The sequence below is a fragment of the Ruegeria sp. HKCCD6428 genome (assembly GCF_013110595.1).
Lineage (GTDB): Bacteria > Pseudomonadota > Alphaproteobacteria > Rhodobacterales > Rhodobacteraceae > Ruegeria.
In genome coordinates, this window is the sequence record NZ_WVQX01000001.1 from 124,790 (window position 1) to 139,580 (window position 14,791).

Annotated in this window: 13 protein-coding genes; 8 read left to right on the forward strand and 5 right to left on the reverse strand. The window is 58.2% G+C overall.

Annotated elements, in window-relative coordinates; genetic code table 11:
* The first annotated feature begins 194 nt into the window (after positions 1-194).
* From xylB to GS620_RS00585, 3 genes are read left to right on the forward strand one after another with little or no spacing between them, the layout of a single operon-like run.
* Positions 195-1,652: a xylulokinase gene (gene xylB / locus GS620_RS00575; RefSeq protein ID WP_171613579.1), complete on the forward strand. Its 1,458-nt coding sequence runs from the start codon at positions 195-197 to the stop codon at positions 1,650-1,652.
* Entirely contained in the window at positions 1,652-2,599 is a 948-nt protein-coding gene (locus tag GS620_RS00580; RefSeq protein WP_171613581.1) for an aldose epimerase family protein, read from the forward strand. Before xylB ends, GS620_RS00580 begins: the two co-directional genes overlap by 1 nt.
* Positions 2,596-3,894 (forward strand): cytochrome-c peroxidase, encoded by a 1,299-nt coding sequence (locus tag GS620_RS00585; RefSeq protein WP_253283773.1) that lies wholly within the window; start codon positions 2,596-2,598, stop codon positions 3,892-3,894. Before GS620_RS00580 ends, GS620_RS00585 begins: the two co-directional genes overlap by 4 nt.
* Here GS620_RS00585 and GS620_RS00590 read toward each other — a convergent pair whose 3' ends face one another.
* Both GS620_RS00590 and GS620_RS00595 read right to left on the reverse strand, forming a co-directional pair.
* A complete protein-coding gene (locus GS620_RS00590) occupies positions 3,895-5,394 on the reverse strand; it encodes a CRTAC1 family protein (protein WP_253283774.1) in 1,500 nt (499 codons plus the stop codon).
* A 1-nt stretch (position 5,395) separates the two neighbouring features.
* Positions 5,396-6,613: an ROK family transcriptional regulator gene (locus GS620_RS00595; RefSeq protein ID WP_171613585.1), complete on the reverse strand. Its 1,218-nt coding sequence runs from the start codon at positions 6,611-6,613 to the stop codon at positions 5,396-5,398.
* Between the two features lie 153 nt (positions 6,614-6,766).
* Between GS620_RS00595 and xylF the strand changes: the two genes are divergently transcribed.
* From xylF to GS620_RS00620, 5 genes are all read left to right on the forward strand, one after another.
* On the forward strand, positions 6,767-7,786 hold the full coding sequence (xylF, locus tag GS620_RS00600; protein WP_152457515.1) for a D-xylose ABC transporter substrate-binding protein: 1,020 nt from the start codon (positions 6,767-6,769) through the stop codon (positions 7,784-7,786).
* Positions 7,787-7,861: 75 nt separating this feature from the next.
* Positions 7,862-9,160: a sugar ABC transporter permease gene (locus GS620_RS00605; protein ID WP_171613587.1), complete on the forward strand. Its 1,299-nt coding sequence runs from the start codon at positions 7,862-7,864 to the stop codon at positions 9,158-9,160.
* Positions 9,160-9,957, forward strand: a complete 798-nt coding sequence (locus GS620_RS00610; RefSeq protein WP_171614469.1) for an ATP-binding cassette domain-containing protein — start codon at positions 9,160-9,162, stop codon at positions 9,955-9,957. Before GS620_RS00605 ends, GS620_RS00610 begins: the two co-directional genes overlap by 1 nt.
* 10 nt (positions 9,958-9,967) lie before the next feature.
* Positions 9,968-11,275, forward strand: a complete 1,308-nt coding sequence (gene xylA / locus GS620_RS00615; RefSeq protein ID WP_171119505.1) for a xylose isomerase — start codon at positions 9,968-9,970, stop codon at positions 11,273-11,275.
* Positions 11,276-11,473: 198 nt separating this feature from the next.
* Positions 11,474-12,829 carry an MATE family efflux transporter gene (locus tag GS620_RS00620; RefSeq protein ID WP_171614471.1) on the forward strand — a complete coding sequence of 452 codons (1,356 nt, stop codon included), beginning with the start codon at positions 11,474-11,476 and terminating at the stop codon, positions 12,827-12,829.
* A gap of 10 nt (positions 12,830-12,839) precedes the next feature.
* On the opposite strand, the gene GS620_RS00625 is transcribed toward GS620_RS00620, so the two are convergent.
* The 3 genes from GS620_RS00625 to GS620_RS00635 form a co-directional block, all read right to left on the reverse strand.
* Positions 12,840-13,937 carry a M56 family metallopeptidase gene (locus GS620_RS00625; RefSeq protein WP_171613590.1) on the reverse strand — a complete coding sequence of 366 codons (1,098 nt, stop codon included), beginning with the start codon at positions 13,935-13,937 and terminating at the stop codon, positions 12,840-12,842.
* Complete coding sequence (locus GS620_RS00630) at positions 13,924-14,319, reverse strand: BlaI/MecI/CopY family transcriptional regulator (protein ID WP_170346648.1); 396 nt, start codon at positions 14,317-14,319, stop codon at positions 13,924-13,926. The genes GS620_RS00625 and GS620_RS00630 overlap by 14 nt, the downstream gene beginning before the upstream one ends.
* A gap of 65 nt (positions 14,320-14,384) precedes the next feature.
* Positions 14,385-14,786 carry a DUF2160 domain-containing protein gene (locus GS620_RS00635; RefSeq protein WP_171613592.1) on the reverse strand — a complete coding sequence of 134 codons (402 nt, stop codon included), beginning with the start codon at positions 14,784-14,786 and terminating at the stop codon, positions 14,385-14,387.
* Positions 14,787-14,791: the final 5 nt, after the last annotated feature.

The following is a 14,791-nucleotide window of genomic DNA, read 5'->3' on the forward strand; positions in this document are numbered from 1 at the left end:
AGCTGAGTTCAGTTAAACCATGATCGGGTTTGCCGATGATTTCACGCGGTCTGCGAGGCGGCCCGCAAAAATACCGGCCGACTCTTGTTTGGAATTGTTGTGTTAGCGCAAACTGTGCTGGTAAGGTCTGACATCGGCTTGGGGTGCGCTTTGTTGCGCCCGCGATCCGTGCGGCATACGAAGGGGGAAATCGCGTGTATCTCGGTCTGGATTTGGGGACGTCAGGTCTTCGGGGAATTGTGGTCAGCGAAGAGGGCAAAGTCGTTGCCGAAGCCGAGGCAGGTGTCGAGACATCGATTTTGCATCCCGGCTGGTCGGAACAAGATCCGTCCGATTGGGTAGAGGCCTGCCAAAACGTCGTTGCCCAATTACGCGCGTTGAACGGTGTTGCATTTTCTGCGGTGCGCGGCGTCGGTCTGAGCGGCCACATGCACGGTGCCACGTTGCTGGATCGGGATGGCAATGTGCTGCGGCCCTGTATCCTTTGGAACGACACGAGATCAGCGCAGGAAGCTGCGGAGCTGGATGGTCTGCCGTCGATGCGCGCGATTACCGGGAACATCGTTTTTCCGGGTTTCACCGCACCCAAGCTGGAATGGGTGCGCAGACACGAGCGCGACGTGTTTAAAAAGACATCCAAAGTGTTGCTTCCGAAGGATTATCTGCGTTTCTGGCTCACCGGTTCCTATGTCAGCGACATGTCCGACAGCGCCGGTACGGCATGGCTGGACGTTGGAAAACGTGAATGGTCAGACACTGCGCTGGATCAAAGCCATATGCGCCGGGATCAAATGCCAGAGCTGGTTGAAGGCAGTTCGGCAGGCGGAGAGCTGCGGTCAGAGATCCTTCGGCAATGGGGCCTGACTGGGCCCGTCGTGGTTGCCGGCGGGGCCGGTGACAACGCGGCAGCGGCCTGCGGTATCGGAAGTATTGGCGAGGGCAGCGGATTTCTATCCTTGGGCACTTCGGGGGTGTTGCTTGTCGCAAAGGAAAGCTATGCGCCCGCGCCGGAAACAGCTGTTCATTGTTTTTGTCATGCGGTTCCGGATCGCTGGATTCAAATGGGTGTGATCCTGTCGGCCACCAACAGTCTCAACTGGCTGTCGCGCCATCTCGGTCAACCCGTCGGTGCGCTGGCGTCGACCCTGCCGGAATCGGTGAAGGGGCCGTCAAAGATTACCTTCCTTCCGTACCTGTCCGGTGAACGGACGCCTCACAACGACAGCGACATACGCGGGGCATTCCTGGGGCTGGATATCGCATCGGAACCCGCTGATCTGACGCAATCCGTGACAGAGGGGGTTTCCTTTGCCATGCGCGATTGTTTGGAGGCGCTCAGAAGCACGGGCACCAATCCCGAAAGTCTTCTGGTCGTCGGTGGCGGTGCGCGGTCTCGGTTTTGGCTGGAAACGCTGGCCACGGTTCTGAACACGCCGCTTGCTGTGCCCGATGGAAGTGGGTTCGGCGCAGCCATAGGTGCGGCGCGTCTTGCTGCATGTGCGGTGGACGGCACCGACCCCAGGGATGCCATGCTGGCCCCGGAAGTCGCTGAGCATGTTGAACCACGTGTCGAGCTGACCGGTGCATATGAGGCGGAACATCAGCGGTATCGTGAATACTATGCTGCTTTGTCCCCTTTGGCCGCGCGCTGATGGCTGATCCCAAACTCAGGCCTGTCGAGCAGGTCCTTCTGGAAGACGGCAACATGTCCGTTTCCCTGTTGAACTATGGCGCAATCACGCGAGGCTGGTGGCTTGGCGAAACACCTTTGATATTGGGCTACGAAAACCCGCAGGATTACCTGTCGGACCCGTTCTACCTTGGCGCGATGGTCGGGCGAGTGGCCAACCGCATCGGCGGGGCACAGTTTGCATTGCAGGGGCGCGTTCATCACCTGACAGCAAACGAAGGGCCAACCACGCTGCATGGTGGTCCGGGCGGGCTGTCGCGCAAACACTGGAGTATCGTGAAAACCACTCTGAATCAGGCGGTTCTGTCCTTGACTTCACCTCACGGTGAAGGCGGTTTTCCCGGTGAAGTCAAATTCGAGGTGCATGTCGAACTGGCCTGTCCGCGTCTGATCTATACAATCAGCGCGCGCCCGGATCGCCCAACGCCGATCAGCATCGCGCAGCACAATTATTACACTCTGGGCTGTCCTGAGGATATCCTGGACTGCCGGCTCAGGCTGAGGTCGAGCCGGGTGCTGGAGCTGGACGCGCGTTCCGTTCCTTCTGGAGACATCTCCGCTGCCGGCGAAAGTGTGCCAGATTTCGCGTTGTCCCTCACCGTCGGGCCAGAGGGGGGCGAGCTGGACCATTATTTTGTGTTTGATGACGGTGGAACCCATGATCATCCGGTCGCAGAGGTCACGGCACCTTCGGGATTGAAGATGAACCTGTATTCAGATCAACCCGGTGCACAGGTCTATGCCGGAGCACATCTGTCAGGCCGATTTAGCCCGTGTGCGGGGCTGTGCATTGAACCGTCAGGATATCCGAACGCCGTGAATGTCCCCGCGTTCCCGACCGTCATCCATACGCCGGACAACCCGTATCAACAAACTCTGACACTTGAGATTTCCGAGGAACGATCATGAGACTTCAGATTGCAGCACATGCCGTAGGCATCTGGATGTCGCTTTCAGTTGCTCAGGCGCAAGACCTTGGTCCGAAACCTGAATTCATCGAACCTGACTTTTCAAACGCAGAGTTGGGGCAACTGCTGTTCTACGATCCGATCCTGTCGGGCAACAAGAACATCAGCTGCGCAACCTGTCATCATCCGAAGCTGGGAACGTCCGACGGGCTTTCACTGGGTATCGGCGAAGGTGGGGCTGGGCTGGGTGGTCAGCGCAAGGTCACACAAGACAACAGACCCGAACAGCGCATTCCCAGGAACTCGCCCGCGATGTGGAACCTCGGAGCGCTGGAATTCACGACGTTTTTCCATGACGGTCGTCTCGAGGCGGATCCGTCACAGCCCAATGGCATCAGAACCCCGTTGGGGACGCATATGAGGCCGGGGTTCAAATCGGCTTTGGCGGCGCAGGCGATGTTTCCGGTGCTGTCACCTGACGAAATGGCGGGGCACTATTCCGAAAACGAGGTTAGCAAGGCCGTACGTCTCGGCCTGCTGACCCAAGAGGGTAGCGCCTGGGATCTGATCGCCGCGCGTGTGGCGGCGATACCAGAGTATCAAAGGCGATTTGATGACATTGCGCCCGGAGAAGACATCTCCTTTACCGCAATCGCCAATGTCATTGCCGATTTCATCGCGTTTGAATGGCGGGCTGACAACAGCCTGTTTGATCGTGCGATGCGAGGCGAAGACACGCTGCCCGAACAAGCGCAGCTGGGGATGGCGCTGTTCTACGGAAAGGCTGGATGCAGCGCCTGCCATTCCGGCTGGTTCCAGACCGATCACGGGTTCCATTCCATCGCCATGCCTCAGATAGGCCCCGGAAAATCAGCCCGTTTCGAAAATCATGTGCGGGATGACGGGCGACTGCGCGTCACGGGCGACAAGGATGATGCGTTCGCATTCCGCACGCCTTCGCTGCGCAACGTGACCCTGACGGCGCCATATGGCCACAGCGGTGCCTACGCACGGCTTGAGGATATCGTGCGCCATCATCTGGACCCGGTTTCCGCGTTGCGGAACTACGCCATCGAAATGGCTGACCTGCCAGAGTTTTTCGGGGCAGAGGATCAAAAGGCTTTGCTTGATCCCCGGCATGTCGAAGCCATAGCTGCGTCAAACGATCTGGCGCCCATCGACCTGAGTGATGACGAGGTCGATGCCATCCTGAGTTTTCTGGGCACGCTGGAAGATCCGGCTGTGCGGCTGGGTGTTCCCCAAACGGTTCCCAGCGGATTGCCCGTCGATCAGTGATCAACGGTCGAGGCGGATCACCTGATTGGCATCTACCTTCTGCCAATCTCCATGTTCACCATCAGGCCAGATCACCCGTACTTCTGCGGTTTCGAGGTCTCCTAAACCAAAGTGGTGGAACCCGGCAATTCCGCTGGCGTGTCCCCCGCCAATGGTCACTTCACGGGTTTGAATGCCCTCGGGCGTCCTGACCTCGATAAAACTACCGACTGCCTGTCTGTTGGGGTGGCTCTGGCCGAGATCAATCATGAGCCAGTTGCCGGTCGTCGGTTCATTCTGAAAAACCTCTAGGTCCGAGCCACGATTGACCACCACCAAATCCAGCCACCCATCCCCGTCGAAATCCGCCAGGGCCCCGCCGCGGGACTTTGCCATGGACGCGACACCAGCCTCTGATGCTGTTTCGACAAACTGACCGGTGAAGGTCTGCATCAACAGATTGTTGGGGTCGTTCTGCGCCGCGTCGGGCATCTGCTCGACATTGCCTTTGGCGACGAAAATGTCGTCCAGCCCATCATTGTTGACGTCCCCGAACTGTGCATGCCAGCCGGTCGAGGGGCGGCCGTCTCCTCCTGCATGTGGCCTGTGTGCCGTTGTTCCACGGTCGTAAGTCGCATCCCGCCATGTCGGCCCATCTGATGCAGGGTCAAAAACCTGGTATTTCTGGTCCCCCATGGACGTCAGATAAACATCGGAAAACCCGTCACCGGTCAGATCCCGCGAGGCGATCCCCATGCCCCAGATCGAATAGGGTAGCCATCCATCGGCCTCGCTGTACAGGCGCGGGGTGTCTTCCATGGCCCACAATTGCTCTTGCCCGCCACGCACATAGTAGTGGCGGTCATTGCTGACACGCAGATCCGCGCGACCCGTGCGCGCCCAGTCGGAAAACAGGATCGACAGGGAACAGTGACCGGGTTCCAAACGGACAGGATCGCCGTACTTTTCGCCTTGGGGTCGGTACAGAAGCGTCGGCCCGCAAGCCTCAAAAGGTCCATCCGGATTGCTTCGGTCGACATAGGTTCCAAAGGCCAGCGTTGGCAGGGTTTGCCCACGTTCCCAAGTGGCGGAAAAGCCGGTGGTCCAATGGTCCTGAGATTGAAAACTCAGTGCCGTGAACGGCTCGAACGCGCAGTTCGGTTTGCCGCGCAGCAACAGGTCTTTGCCTACGCGCAAAACCGCAAGATCCAGGAACCCGTCGCCATCAATGTCCACCGGGTATGCGCCGGTCACACCGGTCAAGGATAGATGGCCGGGCGTATCCTGAAGAAAACGGACCTCTGTGTCGGATGTGTTGATGAACAATTGCGCTGGGTTTGATCCGCCTGCCACGAACATTTCAGGGCGGTCGTCATCGTTGCAGTCGAAGACCGCGACACCCCCGCCGACGAAATGTTCCCAGCCGCCATCGTAAACATGGCCGGGGGTTTCCACCTTTTGAAAGCGGGGTGGAACGGTGTCCGCAGCGGCAGCGGAACCTGCCGCAAGCAAGATTGCCATCTTAATTCGCATGAGCCGCCAGTTCCCTGACCTTCAGGATAGAGACTTGTTCAATTCCATAAGCCGCTGCCCCTTTTGCCCACATTGAATCGCCCCAGTGGTTGACCTTGATTTCCGGCAACGGCGCGTCGACGCTGACGACGCCGTTTTGGACACGTGCCATCACCTCGTCTGAATGCAGATAATCAAATCGGCCTCTGGCGCCGGACAGGATAATGCACTCGGGGTCGAACAGATTGATCAGGTTCGAAACTCCCATCCCGAACATTTGGCCCGCGCGAGCCAGAACGGAGATGGATCGGGCGTCGCCGGCTTTTGCTGCTGCGAGTATATCGACAAGAGTGCGGGGATCCGTTGCTTCACTGGCGATCGTCGCTTCGCGGATCAGGGCGTATTCCCCCACATAGGCCTCGAGGCATCCGCGCTGGCCGCACTGACACAAGGCGCCGTCCAACTGAACTTTGAGGTGCCCAAATTCTGCGCCGCATCCGCGTTCACCGCGATAAAGCTTGCCATCTAGAACGATGCCCAGGCCGATGCCGTGTTCGATCGTAACAACCAAAAAGTTCTTCAGCCCCTTTCCCAACCCAAAAAGCTGTTCCGCCTTTGCGACCAGATTGGCGTCGTTTTCGATGAAGGCGGGGCAGGGGAGCACCTTGGACAACAGCGGGCTCAAATCCACATTTCGTTCCGTCAGCGAAGATGACCAATGCACAAAGTTCTGATTTGCATCGATAAGGCCAGCGATGCCGATGCAGACACCTGACAAATCGGCAAGGGATCGGTTTGCCAAGGCGCAGGCCTGATCAAGCACGCCGCGGATCTTCTTGGCAAACGCATCCGGGGCCATGCGGGCTTGGTCCAGCGGATGCGTGTACGAAGTGATTTCGGTTCCTTCAAAATCCACGAGAATGACTGAAACCTGCTGGCGGGCGACTTTCACGCCCGCGATCAGATGTGACGCGCCATTTAGTTTCAGCTGTACCCGCGGTCTGCCGCGGCGCGCTGATTTGGAAGGTGTTTCGCTTTCTATTTCCGCAATCAGACCGGCAGACAGCAGATCGGCAGTGGCGGACGTGATGGTCGCTGGGCTGGTCTCCAACGCGGTGGCGATGTCGATTCGCGAAATGGTTCCTGTGGCCCGGATTTTTTCCAGAACGCGCAGGCGAGTGACGTTCCTTTGGTCCGTGGCATTTGAAGAAGCTTTGCTTTTCAGCATCTTGCCCTCGCGAATCTGATCCCTGTTTCAACCTAGGTGGTTTTTTCAGTTACCGATAGCATAAATATTTTACCGACTGAAATAAATATGCTACTCAGAATTATCGGGGCCACGAATCATGAAACGATGGCTCAATGAAACCGGGAGGAAATCATGAAACGAATTCTCAGCGCCTCTGTCGTGGCGGTCCTGATGGGGACAGCTGCATTCGCAGAGCCCACGGTCGGCGTAAGCTGGTCGAATTTCCAGGAAGAGCGTTGGAAGACCGACGAAGCGGCGATCAAGGCTGCACTGGAAGCGGGCGGTGCGGAATACATCTCGTCGGATGCCCAATCTTCTTCTGCCAAGCAATTGTCGGATATTGAAAGTCTGATCGCCCAGGGCGTTGATGCGCTGATCATCCTGGCGCAGGATTCCCAGGCCATCGGCCCGGCAGTGCAGGCGGCGGCTGACGAAGGCATTCCGGTCATCGCGTATGACCGTCTGATCGAAGATGACCGTGCCTTCTATCTGACATTCGATAACGTTGAAGTCGGCCGCATGCAGGCCCGCGCGGTGTTCGAGGCGATGCCGAAAGGCAACTATGTGATGATCAAGGGCTCGCCCACGGATCCGAACGCGGATTTCCTGCGCGGCGGTCAGCAAGAGATCATCCAGGCCGCCGTTGACAGCGGCGATATCGTCATCGTGGGTGAAGCTTATACCGACGGTTGGTTGCCTGCGAACGCACAGCGCAACATGGAACAGATCCTTACCGCGAATGAAAACAACGTCGATGCCGTCGTGGCCTCGAATGACGGTACTGCCGGCGGCGTTGTTGCAGCACTGACCGCGCAGGGCATGGAAGGCATTCCGGTTTCGGGTCAGGATGGCGATCACGCGGCGCTGAACCGGGTTGCCAAGGGTACGCAGACCGTTTCTGTCTGGAAAGATGCGCGTGAGCTGGGCAAAGCTGCCGGGGAAATTGCAGTTGCGTTGAGCAACGGAACAAGCCCCGAGGACATTGAAGGTGCCATCAAATGGACTTCGCCCGGCGGAACCGAGATGAATTCGGTCTTCCTGGCGCCTGTACCGATCACCAAAGACAACCTGTCCGTCGTGGTCGATGCTGGCTGGATTCCGTTGGAAGACCTGTGTCAGGGCGTCGAAAACGGCCCTGCACCCTGTAACTAAACCAAGTTCCAAACCATAATATCTCTGGCCCGCAAGGGCGGGCCAGAGATCATAGCTGAACATGAAAGATCGGATATGACCGAAACTTCGTCTCAGCCGGTACCCCAAAAAGCAAAGGCCAACCTGTTTCAGCAACTGGAACTGGATATGCGGCTATTGGGCATGATCGGCGCCTTCATCATCCTGTGCATTGGCTTCAACATCGTGACGGATGGCCGCTTTCTGACGCCCAGAAACCTGTTCAACCTGTCGATCCAGACCGTCTCGGTTGCGATCATGGCCTGTGGCATGGTGTTCATCATCGTCATGCGCCACATCGATCTGTCGGTCGGCGCACTTCTGGCGACAACATCTGCCGTCATGGCGATGACACAGACCGAGCTGTTGCCGAACGTGTTGGGGATGGGATTGAACCACCCCGCGACATGGGCGATCACGTTGGTGGTGGGTCTTGCGGTCGGGACATTGATCGGTGCGTTCCACGGTTGGATGGTGGGGTATCTGACCATTCCGGCTTTCATCGTAACGCTTGGTGGGTTTCTGGTCTGGCGCAACGTTGCCTGGTACATGACTGACGGCCAGACAATCGGCCCGCTGGACAGCACGTTTCTGATGTTTGGCGGCACCAACGGAACCTTGGGAACAACCGTCAGCCTCCTGTTCGGCCTTGCCGCCACGGCTGTTGCGATCTGGGCGTTGTGGAGCGGTCGCCGGTCCAAAGCGGCTCATGGGTTCCCTGTCAAGCCAGTCTGGGCCGAAGCGACACTTGCCGGGATCGTTGGCATTGCCATCATGGGCTATGTCTTTATCGTCAACAGCTATGCCATCCCGACACGCCGTCTGGAACGTATGTTCGAAGCGCGCGGCGAGACCATGCCGGAAGGGTTGGTTGTGGGATACGGCATCCCGATCTCGGTCCTGATCCTGATCATTGTGGCAGTGACATTGACCATCGTGGCCCGCAAAACCCGCTTTGGCCGTTACATCTTTGCCACTGGCGGCAACCCGGACGCGGCCGAGTTGTCGGGCATCAACACCCGTTTGATGACCGTCAAGATCTTTGCCCTGATGGGGTTCCTGTGCGCGCTGTCGGCGGTCGTGGCCTCGGCCCGTCTGGCCAATCACTCGAATGATATCGGGACGCTGGATGAGCTTCGCGTGATTGCCGCTGCCGTGATTGGTGGAACCGCGCTGTCCGGCGGCATCGGAACGATCTACGGCGCAATCCTTGGCGCGCTGATCATGCAGGCGCTGCAATCGGGCATGGCCATGGTCGGCGTGGATGCGCCGTTTCAGAACATCGTCGTCGGCACCGTCCTGGTTCTGGCCGTCTATATCGACATCGTCTATCGCAAACGTCTGGGGGCGAAATGATGCAAGCACAAGAAACACAGAACCGGGCTTCGGGTCGCGGATCGGGCCAGCCTCCGCTGGTGGAAATGCGCGATATCTCGATTTCCTTCGGGGGTATCAAGGCGGTAGACCATGTGTCGGTTGATCTCTATCCGGGCGAGGTCGTGGGCCTTCTGGGGCACAACGGGGCCGGTAAATCCACCCTGATCAAGGTGCTTTCGGGTGCCTATCAGATGGACCACGGCGAAATCCTGATCGACGGCAACAAGGTCGAGATCAACAACCCCCGCGACGCGCGCGCCAACAATATCGAGACGATCTATCAGACGCTGGCGCTGGCGGACAACCTGGATGCAAGTTCGAACCTGTTTCTGGGCCGCGAAATGGTGACGCCCTTTGGCCTGGTCAACGACGCCGCGATGGAGGCGGAATGCCGCAAGATCATGGCGCAACTGAACCCGAACTTTCAGAAGTTCAATGATCCGGTCTCGGCCCTGTCGGGCGGTCAGCGGCAATCGGTGGCCATTGCACGGGCGGTGTATTTCAACGCGCGTATCCTGATCATGGACGAGCCCACGGCCGCACTTGGCCCGCACGAGACACAGATGGTGGCGGACCTGATCCAACAGCTCAAGGCGCAGGGGATCGGGATTTTCCTGATCGACCATGATGTACACGCGGTGATGGAGCTGTGTGACCGGGCCTCGGTCATGAAGAACGGGCAATTGGTTGGAACAGTCGATATCGCAGACGTCACCGATGACGATCTGTTGTCGATGATCATTCTGGGCAAAAAGCCCGGCGAAAAGACGGAATGAGGTAAGCGAAATGACGAGCGGTTTTTTTCAGGGAATTGAAGAAGTCCAATTTGAAGGCGAGGACAGCAAGAACCCGCTCGCATTCCGTCACTACAACCCGGACGAGATTATCTTGGGCAAGCGCATGGAGGATCACCTGCGTTTTGCCGTGGCGTGGTGGCATTCCTTCGCGTGGGAGGGCGGAGATCCGTTTGGCGGCCCCACTTTCGAGCGCCCCTGGCACCCACAGGATGACATGGGCCGCGCCAAGATGAAGGCCGATATCGCGTTCGAGATGTTCCAGATTCTGGGACAGCCCTATTTCTGCTGGCATGATGCCGATATCCGTCCAGAGCAGGGGAACTTCGCCGACAATCTGCGCACGTTGAACGAGATCACCGACTATATTGGTGAAAAGATGCAGGCATCCGGCACCAAGCTGTTGTGGGGTACGGCCAACATGTTCAGCCATCGCCGCTGGATGGGCGGTGCCAGCACCAACTCCGACCCCGACGTCTTTGCCTTTGCTGCCGCCACGGTGAAATCCTGCATGGATGCCACCCACAAGCTGGGCGGAGAAAACTATGTGCTGTGGGGTGGGCGCGAAGGGTACGAGACGCTGCTCAACACCGACATGAAAACCGAGCTGGATCATATGGGCCGGTTCCTGAACATGGTGGTCGAGTACAAGCACAAGATCGGGTTCAAAGGTGCGATCCTCGTCGAACCCAAACCGCAGGAGCCATCAAAGCACCAATATGATTTCGATGCCGCGACCTGCATTGGTTTCCTGCGCAAATATGGGCTTGAGAATGAGGTCAAACTGAACCTCGAACAGGGGCACGCGATCCTGGCGGGACACAGTTTTGAACATGAGATTGCCGTAGCCGCGGCCGAGGGGATGCTGGGCTCCATCGACATGAACCGAAACGATTATCAATCGGGTTGGGATACGGATCAGTTCCCCAACAACACCCCCGAGGTTGCGCTGGCCTATTACCACATCCTGAAGGCGGGTGGGTTTACCACTGGCGGCACCAATTTCGACGCCAAGCTGCGCAGGCAGTCGATCGATGCCGAAGATCTGATCGCCGCGCATGTGGGCGGTATGGATATCTGTGCCCGGGGCCTGAAAGCAGCGGCAGCGATGATCGAAGATGGCGGATTGGAACAGGCGCTGGCTGATCGGTACGCGGGCTGGAATACGCCCGAGGCGCAGGCAATGCTGACCTCTGGTCTTGATGAGATTGCAGCGCGGGTGCTGGCCGAGGGTCTCAATCCAGATCCGCGCTCGGGGCGTCAGGAAATCCTCGAGAACTACGTGAACCGTTTTGTCTGATCCCTGTGGGTTCAGCCGATCCGTAAAATAACCTGTGTACAATGCCCCGGAAACGCGTGAGTTTGCTTCAGCGTTGGCCGGGGCTTTCCCTTGCTGGGTGCAACGGCATCAAAGGCCCGTCGGGGTCGAACAGGTGGGGCGAACAGGGTTTTGGCGGATCAATCGGCAGGCAAAGCGGTGTTTCTGAGCGGCAGTCTGATGCTGCATGTGACACGCATGTCATTGACCACCAGCATTGGCCTGATGGCCATTTTTGCCGTCGACTTTGTCGATATGATCTTCATCTCGATGTTGGGCAACGATGCGCTTGCGGCGGCGGTGGGCTATGCCGGTACGCTGCTGTTTTTCACCAACGCGATTAATATCGGATTGTCGATTTCCGCCGGGGCGCTGGTTGCTCGCGAACTCGGGGCCGGGCGGGCTGAACAAGCAAGGCATTACGCGTCCAGTGTGGCCGTTATCGGGCTGATTGCCGGGCTGACAACCTCGGGCCTGGTCTTGTTGAATCTCAGCTCTCTGCTGTCCTTGCTTGGCGCGGAAGGAGAGGTTCTGAGGCTGGCGACGCGTTATGTGTCGATCATCCTTCCGACCATGTTCGTGATGTCCATTGCGATGACGGCGATGGCCGTGCTGCGCGCTCATGGCGATGCGCGGAGGTCAATGATGGCCACGATCTACGGCGGAGTGGTGAATGCAGTTCTGGACCCGATACTGATCTTTGCGGTCGGGCTGGGGCTGGATGGCGCCGCTATCGCCTCGGTCCTGGCGCGGCTGTGCATGCTGGGGGCGGCGTTGTGGCCAGCGCATCGGGTGCATCGGGGATTTGCGCGCCCTTCACTGAAGCAGGTTGCAAAGGATTTGCGCCCCGTGCGGGCGATTGCAATTCCAGCGGTTCTGACAAATGTCGCCACGCCGATCGGCAATGCAATCGTTGTGCGGGAAATCGCGCAATATGGAACGGACGCGGTTGCGGGCATGGCGGTGATCGGGCGCCTTTTGCCGGTGGCGTTTTCGGTTATCTTCGCTCTGTCCGGCGCGATAGGGCCAATCATCGGACAGAATTTTGGTGCCGAAAAGTTCGATCGCGTGCGTGCTGCCTTTCTGGCAGGGATCAAGTTCACGGCCATTTATGTCGTTTGCATGTCGGCCGTTTTGTTTTTGCTGCGCGCACCGATTGCGGATCTGTTTGCTGCCGAGGGCGAAACCCGCAGTCTGATCTATCTGTTCTGCGGCCCGTTGGCTTTGGCTTCGTTCTTCAATGGCGTGATCTTCGTGACAAATGCCAGCTTCAACAATCTGGGGCATCCGGTCTATTCCACATGGATAAACTGGGGTCGTCACACTATCGGCACTTGGGTTTTCGCGACGATTGGTTCACAGATCGCCGGCGCATCCGGCGTTCTGCTGGGGCAGGCGTTTGGAGGCGTCATCTTTGCAGTCATAGGCTGGGTTATGGTCGCGCGGGTCGTGGCGCGGTTGGAGCGCTCGCAAGCGCTCGAGCCTTTTTCAGATCAAGGTCGGCTTCATTCGCTGTTCGGGCGTCGCGGCTGGTGATCAGGTCGGATCAGTTCCCCTGATTGCGTGCTTCCAGCCGTTCCAGATTGACCACGGTTGACAGCATCAGGCGGTCATGGCTCCAATCTTGCGTTTGCTGGATCGACGCAGACCCCAATGCAAGAAGGGTGGCGAAGGTCAATGCCATCCCCAGAAACAGAGCGGGCAGGGTAGGCACCGCCGGCTGTGCATCGGTCAATGCAAGCACGCGCTGACGCAGCACGCGCTTGGCCTTGCCGCCCGTCACAAACGCAACATTCAGAACGCGAGGATTGTTTGCCGAGATCGTACGCGCGCAATAATCCAGCAGGCAGGAAGTGTATTCGCGCGCATCGATCCGTTTGCGGGCCACCACGGACTGGTCACATGCCAGTTCACGCAAGCGGCCGAACTGATATTTGAGCATCAGATAGGCTGGGTTCCAGAACAACAGCGGGCGCAGCATTTCAAAGCCCAGTTCCCATTCCACGTCACCGGCCCGAACATGCTGAAGCTCGTGCGCCAACGCAAAGCGCAGTTCGTGCGGGGTATCCAGCAGGTGGCTTGGCAGAACGACATGGCGACGGCGCAATCCGCGCACGGCGAACGGAACGGTGATGCGATCCGAAAGACGGATGTCAACCTTGGCCGACTGCCGCCAAAGAAAGCTGGATTTGACTGTCTGACGGATCATCGCCGCGTCCCGCAGAGCGCGGGCCGCAAACACGGCGGCGACCAAAACAAGCAGCGTTACAAGGGCAGTGATCACCGGCTGTTGCCCTGACAATGCAAGGTCCACCCACCGTTCACGGGTGTTCAGCAAGGCCTCGAACTGGGTGGCGGGCATGGCGATATCGCCGCGCAGATAGGCGGCAACGGCGATGTCGCCAAGCGCCATGGCGCTGCCCGGCCATGCATAAGAGGCGAGTGATGACACGCCAAACGCAAGAAACGGGCTGATCAGAACGCACACGCACAGCGCCTTGAGCGCACGCAACTGCGCGACATAGCTGTGGCGCAGGGCTGTTCGGGTCAGGGCTGCGCGGGCCGCCAGCCAGATGACGGCTGACAAGGCCAGCACGATGTTGAGTTCGATAAATGTGTCGAGAACCGGTCTAACCGCTGTCATTTTGCAGTCTCCTTTCTACCAGTGCTCGAATTTCCTCCAGGTCGGCTTCGCTCAGCCCCGCATCATCGACAAGCCGGGCCACCAGTGTGGCGGGTGTGTCGTCAAACAGAGTGCGGGACAGGTTTTGCAGAGAACGGGCCTGATATCTGTCCTTTTCCAGAAGCGGCGTATAGATCAGGGTCTTTCCTGTCTTGCGGCTTTCCACAAAACCTTTCTCGTCCAGAATACGCAGGATCGTGGCACCGGATGTATAGGCCAGATTGCGTTCCGAAGGCAGGCGGTCCAGGACATCTCGCACCGAGCCTTGCCCGAGGGCCCAGAGCTCGTTCATGAACTCCAGTTCAACCTCGGTCAGCAGATTTGTTGTCTTTTTCTTTCGCATCGATCTCGGTGTTGTCATGTTTAGTATGCCTGCCAGACAAGCATCCTTTCGCGATTTCTCAAAGTCTAAACTTTCCAGAACACAAAAACGCCCCAGCCGATAGACAGGAAAAGAGGTGTCCATACCGGCTGCCCGACAATGCCCAGCCATGCGAGGAAGATATAGGCGGACCCCAGAAGGGTGATGAAAAGCCGATCGCCCAATGTGGTAGTCAGCCCCAGTATACCGCGCCGTTCTATGCCATCGCGATACTTGAAGCCCTCAAGAACGCCAATCAGCGCGATGGCCGAAAAGATGCCGACAAATACGGCAAGTGTCGCCGGGGTCCAGGCCATCCAGAAATCGGGCCACAGTGGTGCAGTCCAGGAAAAACCTTTTTCCTCTTGCTGGCCGACACTGCCCCATCCGGCCTGCTGGGCAAAGGCCGTAGAAGGAAGGAAAAGAAGGATGAGAAGAAGTTTACGCATATCGA

Excerpts from the sequence above, each read along its gene's own strand:
- GS620_RS00580 (WP_171613581.1), top strand. The coding sequence starts at position 1,652 with ATGGCTGATCCCAAACTCAGGCCTGTCGAGCAGGTCCTTCTGGAAGAC.
- GS620_RS00585 (WP_253283773.1), top strand. The coding sequence starts at position 2,596 with ATGAGACTTCAGATTGCAGCACATGCCGTAGGCATCTGGATGTCGCTT.
- GS620_RS00590 (WP_253283774.1), bottom strand. The coding sequence starts at position 5,394 with ATGGCAATCTTGCTTGCGGCAGGTTCCGCTGCCGCTGCGGACACCGTT.
- GS620_RS00595 (WP_171613585.1), bottom strand. The coding sequence starts at position 6,613 with ATGCTGAAAAGCAAAGCTTCTTCAAATGCCACGGACCAAAGGAACGTC.
- xylF (WP_152457515.1), top strand. The coding sequence starts at position 6,767 with ATGAAACGAATTCTCAGCGCCTCTGTCGTGGCGGTCCTGATGGGGACA.
- GS620_RS00605 (WP_171613587.1), top strand. The coding sequence starts at position 7,862 with ATGACCGAAACTTCGTCTCAGCCGGTACCCCAAAAAGCAAAGGCCAAC.
- GS620_RS00610 (WP_171614469.1), top strand. The coding sequence starts at position 9,160 with ATGCAAGCACAAGAAACACAGAACCGGGCTTCGGGTCGCGGATCGGGC.
- xylA (WP_171119505.1), top strand. The coding sequence starts at position 9,968 with ATGACGAGCGGTTTTTTTCAGGGAATTGAAGAAGTCCAATTTGAAGGC.
- GS620_RS00620 (WP_171614471.1), top strand. The coding sequence starts at position 11,474 with ATGCTGCATGTGACACGCATGTCATTGACCACCAGCATTGGCCTGATG.
- GS620_RS00625 (WP_171613590.1), bottom strand. The coding sequence starts at position 13,937 with ATGACAGCGGTTAGACCGGTTCTCGACACATTTATCGAACTCAACATC.
- GS620_RS00630 (WP_170346648.1), bottom strand. The coding sequence starts at position 14,319 with ATGCGAAAGAAAAAGACAACAAATCTGCTGACCGAGGTTGAACTGGAG.
- GS620_RS00635 (WP_171613592.1), bottom strand. The coding sequence starts at position 14,786 with ATGCGTAAACTTCTTCTCATCCTTCTTTTCCTTCCTTCTACGGCCTTT.